The following is a 9,256-nucleotide window of genomic DNA, read 5'->3' as shown; positions in this document are numbered from 1 at the left end:
CGCGCCGCCAGGAACTCCGGGCACATCTCGCCGCCCAGGTTGATGATGCGCAGGCTGGGCACGTCGCGGCTGAACAGGGCCAGCAGCGTGGGCACGGCGTGCAGCACCGTCACGCCCTCGCGCGCCAGCGCCTCGGGCAGCCCCTCCGGATCGGTCGTCAGCATCTTGGGCGCGACCCACAGCGAGGCGCCGACCAGGTAGCTGATCCAGATTTCCTCGAACGACATGTCGAAGGCGACCGAGAAGCCCTGGTAGACCTTGTCGCCGTGGCGCACGCCCAGCACCTCGTTCTCGCTGCGCAGGAAGTGGCAGATGCTGGCCTGGGTGATGGGCACGCCCTTGGGCTTGCCGGTGGAGCCGGAGGTGTAGATGACGTAGGCCGGATGCTCGGGCAACAGCCCTGCGCGCTGTCGCAGCGGCGCCGAGTCGGCCACTGGCTGCGACAGCTGCCAGGGCGTACAGGTGGCGATGCCGTCGAGCTGGACCTCGCCGCCGGCGACGATGTACTGCGCGCCGGCGTCCTGCAGGCAGGCCTGCATGCGCTCGGGCGGCGTATCCGATTCGAACGGCAGCCAGGCCGCGCCGGCCTTGGCGATGGCGGCCTGCATCAGCAGCAGCTCGTCGCCGCGCGGCAGGCACAGGCCAACGATATGTCCCGGCCGCACGCCGGCCTCGATCAGGTGGTGCGCGGCCAGGTCGGCGCGCCGGCCCAGCGCGGCGTAGGTGATGGACTGATCCTGCCAATGGATGGCGACGGCGTCGGGATGACGCAGGATCGTGGCTTCGAGAATATCCGGCAGCGTTTCCGCGATCAGCAGATCCGGCCGGTCAGAGCCATGGAGAATCATAGGTAAGGCGACAATCCGGCAAAGGGGATTTTTCGCTTATTGACCCATACCGGCGGGATTCGTTCAAGGGCCGCGGACAAAAACATCGCAAAGACGTCGCGCGCGTTGTGCCCATGCCGCGCGGGCGTCCGCGCGGCGGCGGCTTCACGACAATTTCACGCTGGCGTACCCCGAAAAACAAACAACCCGCGCCTGCATCGCAGGCGCGGGCCAAGCCGGGGACGGGCGTTGCCGGACGCGCCGGCCGCCGGCTTGTTCAGGCGGCGTCGCGCAGCGCGCGGGCAGCCTGCACCATGCCGATCAGCGCGGCCTCGGTCTCGGGCCAGGCGCGGGTCTTCAGGCCGCAGTCAGGGTTGACCCACAGCCGCTCCTTGGGCAGGCGCGCGGCGGCCTTCTGCATCAGGCCGACCATCCAGTCCACTTCGGGCACGTTGGGCGAGTGGATGTCGTACACGCCCGGGCCGATGTCGTTCGGATAGCGGAAGTCCTCGAAGGCCTTGAGCAGTTCCATGTTGGAGCGCGAGGTCTCGATGGTGATGACGTCGGCATCCATCGCGGCGATGGATTCGATGATGTCGTTGAACTCCGAATAGCACATGTGCGTGTGGATCTGCGTCTCGTCGCGCACGCCGGCGGTCGACAGGCGGAAGCAGTCCACGGCCCAGTCCAGGTAGGCCTGCCAGTCGGCGCGGCGCAGCGGCAGGCCTTCGCGGATGGCGGGCTCGTCGATCTGGATCACGCTGATGCCGGCGGTTTCCAGGTCCACCACTTCATCGCGCAGCGCCAGCGCCAGCTGGCGGCAGGTCTGTTCGCGCGGCTGGTCATCGCGCACGAAGGACCACTGCAGGATCGTGACCGGTCCGGTCAACATGCCCTTGACCGGCTTGTCGGTCAGCGACTGCGCGTAGGACGACCAGCCCACCGTCATCGGCGCGGGACGGGCCACGTCGCCGAAGATGACCGGCGGCTTGACGCAGCGCGAGCCGTAGCTCTGCACCCAGCCATTCTTGGTGAAGGCGAAGCCGGCCAGCAGCTCGCCGAAGTACTCCACCATGTCGTTGCGCTCGGGTTCGCCGTGCACCAGCACGTCCAGGCCGACCTTTTCCTGGAAGCGGATGACTTCCTCGATTTCCTTGCGGATCGCGGTCTCGTAGGCCGAGTCGGTCAGCGCGCCGGACTTCCAGTCGCGGCGCAGCGCGCGGATTTCGGCGGTTTGCGGGAAGGAACCGATGGTGGTGGTGGGATAGGCGGGCAGGCCCAGCTCTTCCTGCTGGCGAGCGATGCGGCCGGCGAATGGGGCGCGGTCGCGCGACACGCCGCCGGCGGCGGCCATACGGGCGGCCACGGCCGGGTTGTGGATGCGTGTCGAGGAACGGCGCGCGGCCAGCGCGGCGCGCTGCCTGCCCAGCGCGTCCTGGGTGGCGGCGTCGGTGGCACCATCCAGGGCGCGGCCCAGCAGGTTCAGTTCCTGCAGCTTCTGCGCGGCGAAGGACAGCCAGCTCTTCAACTCGGCATCGAGTTCGGTTTCATTGTCCAGGTCCACCGGCACATGCAGCAGCGAGCACGACGGCGCCAGCCACAGGCGCTCGCCCAACTGCTTGCCGACCGGCGCCAGCGTCGCGGCGGCGGCGTCCAGGTCGGTGCGCCAGATGTTGCGGCCGTTGATCACGCCCGTCGACAGCACCTGGTCGGCGCGCAGGCCGGCAACGACCTCGGCCAGCTGTTCCGGCGCGCGCACCAGATCCACGTGCAGGCCGGCCACGGGCAGGGCCAACGCGGTGGGCAGGTTGTCCTTCAGGCCATCGAAGTAGGTCGCGACCAGCAGCTTCACCGGGCTGGACGACAGCGCGGCGTAAACCTGCTTGAACGCGTCGCGCCAGGCTTGCGGCAGGTCCAGCGCCAGGATGGGCTCGTCGATCTGCACCCATTGCACGCCCTGCTGGGCGAAACGGGCCAGCACGGCCTGGTAGACCGGCAGCAGGTTTTCCAGCAGCTTGAGCTTGCCGGCGTCGGCGGCACCGTCGGCATAGGCATCGCCCTTGCCCAGGTACAGCCAGGTCAGCGGACCCGGGATCACGGGCTTGACGGCCAGGCCCAGGGCCTGCGCTTCCTTGATCTGCTCGAACAGCGCTTCGCGGGCGATGCGGAAGGTCTGGCCCGGCGTCAGTTCGGGGACGATGTAGTGGTAGTTGGTGTCGAACCACTTGGTCATTTCGCAGGCGGCGGCGGGCTTGCCGCTGGGGGCGCGGCCGCGGCCCATGCGGAACAGCGTGTCCAGCGACACGGGTTCGTTGTCCTTCTGGCCGAAGCGCGCGGGCACGGCGCCCAGCAGCGTGGTCCATTCCAGGATCTGGTCATACCAGGCGAAATCGCCGACCGGCACGAAGGCCAGGCCGTTGGCGGCCTGCAGCTGCCAGTGGCGGGCGCGCAGCTCGCGGCCGGTCTGCTCCAGTGCTTCGGCGGTCTGCTTGCCGGCCCAGTAGGCCTCGACCGCGCGCTTCAGTTCACGATGGGCGCCAATGCGGGGGAATCCCAGATTATGAATAGTCGTCATGTCGATATGGTCCGAAGACAAAATTTGTTCAAGTGACGGCTATTCTGGCGCACAATCAATTTGAGTCAAAATCAATGTCTACATTCATAATATGAGAGAATCTCATAAAACATAAGCTCATGAGCCATCCGTGGGACAGCCGGTTCCGGCGCCCGTCCGCCCGTCTCCCGCGCATTCTTCCGCGCCCTTTTTTGGTCTGAACGCCCCCCATGCTGGAAATTCGTCACCTGGAAACCCTGACCGCCATCCGCGATGGCGGCAGCCTGCAGGAAGCCGCCGAACGGCTGCACCTGACCCAATCCGCCCTGTCGCACCAGTTGCGCGACCTGGAAACCCGGCTGGGCACGCCGCTGCTGAACCGCCGCACCCGCCCTGCCCGCCTGACCACCGCCGGTTTGCGCGTGCTGGCGCTGGCCGACGAAGTGCTGCCGCGCATGCGCGCCACCGAAAGGGAATTGCAGCGCCTGGCGGCGGGCCGCAGCGGCCGGCTGCACCTGGCCATCGATTGCCACTCCTGCTTCCAGTGGCTGATGCCGGCGCTGGACGCCTTCCGCGCGCAATGGCCGGACGTGGCGCTGGACCTGTCGGCGGCGTTCTCCTTCGCGCCGCTGCCCGCGCTGGTGCGCGGCGACCTGGACCTGGTCATCACCTCCGATCCGCAGCCGCTGGACGCGGTCGACTACCTGCCCCTGTTCAAGTACGAACTGGTGCTGGCGGTGTCGGAATCCAATCCCCTGGCCGGCAGCAAGTTCGTCATGCCCGACCAGCTGGCGGACCAGACGCTCATCACCTACCCGGTGGACAAGCAGCGCCTGGACGTCTTCACCGCGTTCCTGGACCCGGCCGACGTGGAACCGGCCGCGATACGCAAGGCCGAGCTCACGCCCATCATCGCGCAGCTGGTCGCCAGCAACCGCGGCGTGGCGGCGCTGCCGAACTGGGCGCTGACGGAATACATGAACCAGGGCTGGCTGCGGCTGTGCCGGCTGGGGCCGCAAGGGGTATGGCGCACGCTCTACGCCACGGTGCGCAGCGAGGACACGGACGCCTCGTACATCGATGAATTCCTGACCATCACGCGCGACGTCTGCTTCAAGACGCTGAGCGGGATCAAGTCGGCGAAGTAGGAGCGGATGCGGTGACGGCTCGCCTGAGCGGGCCGTCAGGACCGGGATAGCTGAGTGCAATACGCCTGGCGCCTGCGGTCCTGGCCCGATTCGCCAGCGCGGCCTAGTCTTCGTCGCCCGCGCCCAATATGCGGCGGATGACGTCCTGCGCGAAGCCGCGGCTGGCCAGGAAGCGCGCCTGCTTGGCGTAGGCCGCGCGGTCGGCCGGTATTTCGCCGAAGCGCTTGCGCCAGACCTCCAGCGCGCGCTCGTGCTCGGTGGACCGAAGCTGGTCGCGCAGCTCGGCCACCTGGCCATCGTCCACGCCGTGCTGGCGCAGTTCCTGCACGATGCGCGCCGCCCCCTGGCGCGACGCGCGCCGATGCACCAGGCTCTGCGCGAAACGCTCGGTGGACAGCCAGCCTTCCTTTTCCAGCGCGTCCAGCACCGCCTCGATCTCGGCCGGATCCTCGGCATAGGGCACCAGCTTGCGGGCCAGCTCGGCGCGCGCATGCTCGCGGCGCGACAGATAGCCCACGGCGCGCATCTTCAGCGACGGGCCCTTGCGCTCGGGCTTGCCGCCCTCGGCCTGCGCACCGCCATCCTTCCTGTCGCGGCCCGTCCGATCGCTGTCCGTTCCATCGTCGTCCCGCACACCATCGCGGGCGTCTTCGCGATCGGCCCGGGCCCGGCGCGCGCCGGCGCGGGTGCGCTGCTCGGAACTGCGCTGCCATTCGTCCGGCGCGGCGGCGGGCTCGGCGGCGCGACGCGCGTCGGAACTGCGGCGCAGCCCTTGCGGCTTGGCCACGGTCTCGAACTCGTCATCCAGCTTGGCGCGCAGATGCTCGGAGGATTTGGCGGAAGGTTTCCAGCTCATGGGATGAAGTGTAGACAGGAAAACGACAACGGCAGGTTCCCGAACCAGGAACCTGCCGTCGCCCGACTGCCGTACACGCCCGGTGTCCGCTGACGCGAACCCGGGCGCAGCAAGGACACTCAGTCTTCGCTGGTGTCTTCGGCCGTGGGCACGAACTCGGCGGCGCGGCTGACCACGCCCTGGTTCTCGCGCACGCGGTTTTCGATCTCGATCGCCAGCTCGCGGTGCTCTTTCAGGTATTCGCGGACATTGTCCTTGCCCTGGCCGATGCGGTTGCCGTTGTAGCTGTACCAGGCGCCGGACTTGTCCACCACGTTGGCGGCCACGCCCAGGTCGATGATTTCGCCTTCGCGCGAGATGCCGGCGCCGTACATGATGTCGAACTCGGCCTGCTTGAACGGCGGCGCGACCTTGTTCTTGACGACCTTGACGCGGGTTTCGTTGCCGACGACCTCGTCGCCCTTCTTGATGGAGCCGATGCGGCGGATGTCCAGGCGCACCGAGGCGTAGAACTTGAGCGCGTTGCCGCCGGTGGTGGTTTCGGGGTTGCCGAACATCACGCCGATCTTCATGCGGATCTGGTTGATGAAGATGACCATGCAGTTGGTCTTCTTGATGGTGGCGGTCAGCTTGCGCAGCGCCTGGCTCATCAGGCGAGCCTGCAGGCCAGGCAGCGAATCGCCCATCTCGCCTTCGATTTCGGCCTTGGGCACCAGCGCGGCGACCGAGTCGATCACGATCAGGTCGACGGAACCCGAACGCACCAGCGCGTCGGCGATTTCCAGCGCCTGCTCGCCCGTGTCCGGCTGCGAGATCAGCAGGTCGGCCAGGTTCACGCCCAGCTTGGAGGCGTACTGCACGTCCAGCGCGTGTTCGGCGTCGACGAAGGCGCAGGTGCCGCCCAGCTTCTGCATTTCAGCGACCACCTGCAGCGTCAGCGTGGTCTTGCCCGACGATTCCGGACCGTAGATCTCGACCACGCGGCCGCGCGGCAGGCCACCGACGCCCAGCGCGATGTCCAGGCCCAGCGAACCCGTGGAAACCACCTGGATGTCGTGGGAGACTTCGTTGTCGCCGTAGCGCATGATCGAGCCCTTGCCGAACTGCTTTTCGATCTGCGAAAGCGCGGCGGCGAGCGCCTTGGCCTTTTCCGCGGCAGCGGCCTTGGTGGTTTTGTCGTCCATGTGAAGTCCTGTCTGTGTAACGTATCGGGTTGCGGGTCGGATTGCGGGTCGGGTTGCGGTCGAGATTATGGCATCGGATTGTACTGTACAAAAAAACAGTGTGCCAGAGTTTTCCACGTATACCCTGAGTGGCAAGCGCCACGCCCTGTGACAGAATCCCAGACGCCCCCGGTGATTCGTCCCCATTGCGCCGCCGGACGGCCCGCGACAGAAGAAAAACCCGCGCGGGCGACAGGGCAGGCAACCGGCATCGCGCGGGGGACGTACAACACTAGCAGCAGCCCATGCGTATCCTGATCGCCGAAGACGACAGTATCCTGGCAGACGGCCTGTCCCGCTCGCTACGGCACAACGGCTACGCGGTCGACGCGGTGCGCGACGGCCTGGCGGCCGATTCCGCGCTGGCCGCCCAGGCCTTCGACCTGCTCATCCTGGACCTCGGCCTGCCCCATCTGGCGGGCCTGGAAGTGCTGCGGCGCCTGCGCGCGCGCAATTCCTCCCTGCCCGTCCTGATCCTGACCGCCGCCGACAGCATCGAGCAGCGCGTCAAGGGCCTGGACCTGGGCGCCGACGACTACATGGCCAAGCCCTTCGCCCTGTCCGAGCTGGAGGCGCGCGTGCGCGCGCTGACCCGCCGCGGCGCCGGCGGCGGCGCCACGCTGCTCAAGCATGGCCGCCTGGTGTTCGACCAGACCGGCCGGGTGGCCATGGTCGACGAGCAGACGCTGGACCTGTCCGCGCGCGAGGTCAGCCTGCTCGAGATCCTGCTCACGCGCAGCGGCCGCATGGTCAGCAAGACCCAGCTGGTCGACCATCTGTGCGAATGGGGCGAGGAAGTCAGCACCAACGCGATCGAGGTCTATGTGCATCGCCTGCGCAAGAAACTCGAACCCAGCGGCGTGAAGATCGTGACCGTGCGCGGCCTGGGATATTGCCTTGAACGGGACCAGGGTGCGGCCTACCTCGCCAGCTGATTCCCCGCAGCATCCCGAAACGCTCAATCAAGAGGCACTGGATGTCATGCGGGCGGGGGCCAAGGGCCCCAGCTTCGCGCCGCCGCAAAGGTCGCTGCTGGGCGAGATCCTGGACTGGATGTTGGCACCGCTGTTCCTGCTGTGGCCCATGAGCGTGGCCATCACCTATGTGGTCGCCCAGAACATCGCCAACGTGCCTTACGACCGCGCGCTGGCCAACAATCTGCACGTGCTGACGCGCCAGGTCTACGCGCAGGACGGCCGCGCGACGCTGAGGATGACCGACGCCGCGCGCGACGTGCTGCGCGCCGACGAGACCGACAGCGTGTTCTGGCTGGCGCTGGGCAGCCGCGGCGAGTACCTGGGCGGCGACCGCGCCCTGCCGCTGCCGGCCAGCGTGGGCCAGCCCAGCCCCGGCCAGGTGCTGTACGAGGACGACACGCTGCGCGGCTTCGGCGTGCGGATGGCCTACACCTGGGTCGACCTGAACCTGCCCGGCACGCAACCGGCGCTGCTGATCGTGGCCGAGACGGTGGAAAAGCGCACCCAGCTCGCCAACGACATCATCAAGGGCGTGATCATTCCGCAGTTCGTGGTGCTGCCGGTGGCGGTGCTGCTGGTGTGGTTCGGGCTGTCGCGCGGCGTGGCGCCGCTGAACGCGCTGCAGCAGCGGTTGCGCGCGCGCCGGCCCGACGACCTGTCGCCGATCGACGAGCGTGCCGCGCCGTCCGAGATCGCGCCGCTGCTGGCGGCCATGAACGACCTGCTGGACCGGCTGTCTTCCAACGTGCAGGCGCAGCGCCGCTTCGTGGCCGACGCCGCGCACCAGCTGAAGACGCCGCTGGCCGGGCTGCGCACGCAGGCCGAGCTGGCGCTGCGCGACGCCAGCCCCGAGGAAATGCAATCCAGCCTGCGCCAGCTGGTCACCGGATCGGAGCGCGCCACCCGCCTGGTGAACCAGCTGCTGCTGCTGGCGCGCGCCGAGAACCCCGCCGCCATCGGCCTGGCCCGCACCGACCTGAACGCCATCGCCTACGAGCAGGCCATGCACTGGGTGCCGCACGCGCTGTCGCTCAGCACCGACCTGGGTTTCGAGGGCGCCGAGACGCCGGTCGAGATCAACGGCAACCCGCTGCTGCTGGCCGAGCTGCTGAACAACCTGGTGGACAACGCGCTGCGCTACACGCCGCGCGGCGGCCATATCACGGTGCGGGTGCAGAGCCAGGGCGAGCAAGGCGTGCTGGAGGTCGAGGACTCGGGCCCCGGCATCGCGCCGGAAGAACGCGAGCGCGTCTTCGACCGCTTCTACCGCGTGCTGGGCACGCTGTCCGACGGCAGCGGACTGGGCCTGGCGATCGTGCGCGAGATCGCGCAGACCCACCAGGCCACGGTCGTCATCAGCGACCATCCGAGCCCCTATTCCGACCTGCCGGGCACCCGCATCCGCGTCGCCTTCCCGCTGTACGCGGAACCAGACCCGTCCGCCGACGCCTAGCGCGCCGCCCCGCGGACACACCCCCACAAAAATCTCGTTCCAATGGCCGCGGCGGCTTGCCGCGAGCCCAAAACAGCGCGACGCCCACGCCATTGGTTCCTAAGTGCTATCCCTAGCCTCCCTATGAAGCAGTTTCTTTTTGTTGCAAATTTAAGCCTCAGGTAAGGGTTACGTCAGAACCGAGTCAGTCTCATTCCCTACCTTGCGTATAGCTCGAT

General features: G+C 67.9%; 7 protein-coding genes. 3 read left to right on the top strand and 4 right to left on the bottom strand.

The genetic code is table 11. The annotated features are described in order from the left end of the window. Both KDH83_RS05245 and metE read right to left on the bottom strand, forming a co-directional pair. On the bottom strand, window positions 1–848 hold an 848-nt coding region (locus KDH83_RS05245; protein ID WP_212313281.1), incomplete at its 3' end, for an AMP-binding protein. 256 nt (window positions 849–1,104) lie between these two features. Further along, a complete protein-coding gene (gene metE, locus KDH83_RS05240; RefSeq protein WP_212313279.1) occupies window positions 1,105–3,402 on the bottom strand; it encodes a 5-methyltetrahydropteroyltriglutamate--homocysteine S-methyltransferase in 2,298 nt (765 codons plus the stop codon). A 209-nt stretch (window positions 3,403–3,611) separates the two neighbouring features. On the opposite strand from metE, the gene KDH83_RS05235 reads away from it, so the two are divergent. Next, the gene (locus tag KDH83_RS05235; RefSeq protein ID WP_212313276.1) at window positions 3,612–4,529 is read left to right on the top strand and encodes a LysR family transcriptional regulator; all 918 of its coding nucleotides are present in this window, start codon (window positions 3,612–3,614) and stop codon (window positions 4,527–4,529) included. 103 nt (window positions 4,530–4,632) lie between these two features. Here KDH83_RS05235 and recX read toward each other — a convergent pair whose 3' ends face one another. Together recX and recA are read right to left on the bottom strand one after the other, a co-directional pair. Next, a complete protein-coding gene (gene recX / locus KDH83_RS05230) occupies window positions 4,633–5,385 on the bottom strand; it encodes a recombination regulator RecX (RefSeq protein ID WP_212313274.1) in 753 nt (250 codons plus the stop codon). A gap of 119 nt (window positions 5,386–5,504) precedes the next feature. Beyond that, on the bottom strand, window positions 5,505–6,569 hold the full coding sequence (gene recA / locus KDH83_RS05225; RefSeq protein WP_212313273.1) for a recombinase RecA: 1,065 nt from the start codon (window positions 6,567–6,569) through the stop codon (window positions 5,505–5,507). 284 nt (window positions 6,570–6,853) lie between these two features. Between recA and KDH83_RS05220 the strand changes: the two genes are divergently transcribed. Continuing rightward, the gene (locus KDH83_RS05220; RefSeq protein WP_103273459.1) at window positions 6,854–7,543 is read left to right on the top strand and encodes a response regulator transcription factor; all 690 of its coding nucleotides are present in this window, start codon (window positions 6,854–6,856) and stop codon (window positions 7,541–7,543) included. Window positions 7,544–7,661: 118 nt separating this feature from the next. Beyond that, complete coding sequence (locus KDH83_RS05215; protein WP_212313287.1) at window positions 7,662–9,038, top strand: sensor histidine kinase; 1,377 nt, start codon at window positions 7,662–7,664, stop codon at window positions 9,036–9,038. Window positions 9,039–9,256 lie beyond the last annotated feature (218 nt).

It is taken from the genome of Achromobacter sp. Marseille-Q0513 (genome assembly GCF_018195695.1).
Lineage (GTDB): Bacteria > Pseudomonadota > Gammaproteobacteria > Burkholderiales > Burkholderiaceae_B > Achromobacter.
Note: the sequence above shows the minus strand (reverse complement) of the source record. Positions and strands in the feature narration are given on the sequence as shown.

Bases quoted from the DNA above. Each gene is read 5' to 3' on its own strand.
- metE (WP_212313279.1), bottom strand. From the start codon at position 3,402: ATGACGACTATTCATAATCTGGGATTCCCCCGCATTGGCGCCCATCGT.
- recX (WP_212313274.1), bottom strand. From the start codon at position 5,385: ATGAGCTGGAAACCTTCCGCCAAATCCTCCGAGCATCTGCGCGCCAAG.
- recA (WP_212313273.1), bottom strand. From the start codon at position 6,569: ATGGACGACAAAACCACCAAGGCCGCTGCCGCGGAAAAGGCCAAGGCG.
- KDH83_RS05215 (WP_212313287.1), top strand. From the start codon at position 7,662: ATGTTGGCACCGCTGTTCCTGCTGTGGCCCATGAGCGTGGCCATCACC.
- KDH83_RS05220 (WP_103273459.1), top strand. From the start codon at position 6,854: ATGCGTATCCTGATCGCCGAAGACGACAGTATCCTGGCAGACGGCCTG.
- KDH83_RS05235 (WP_212313276.1), top strand. From the start codon at position 3,612: ATGCTGGAAATTCGTCACCTGGAAACCCTGACCGCCATCCGCGATGGC.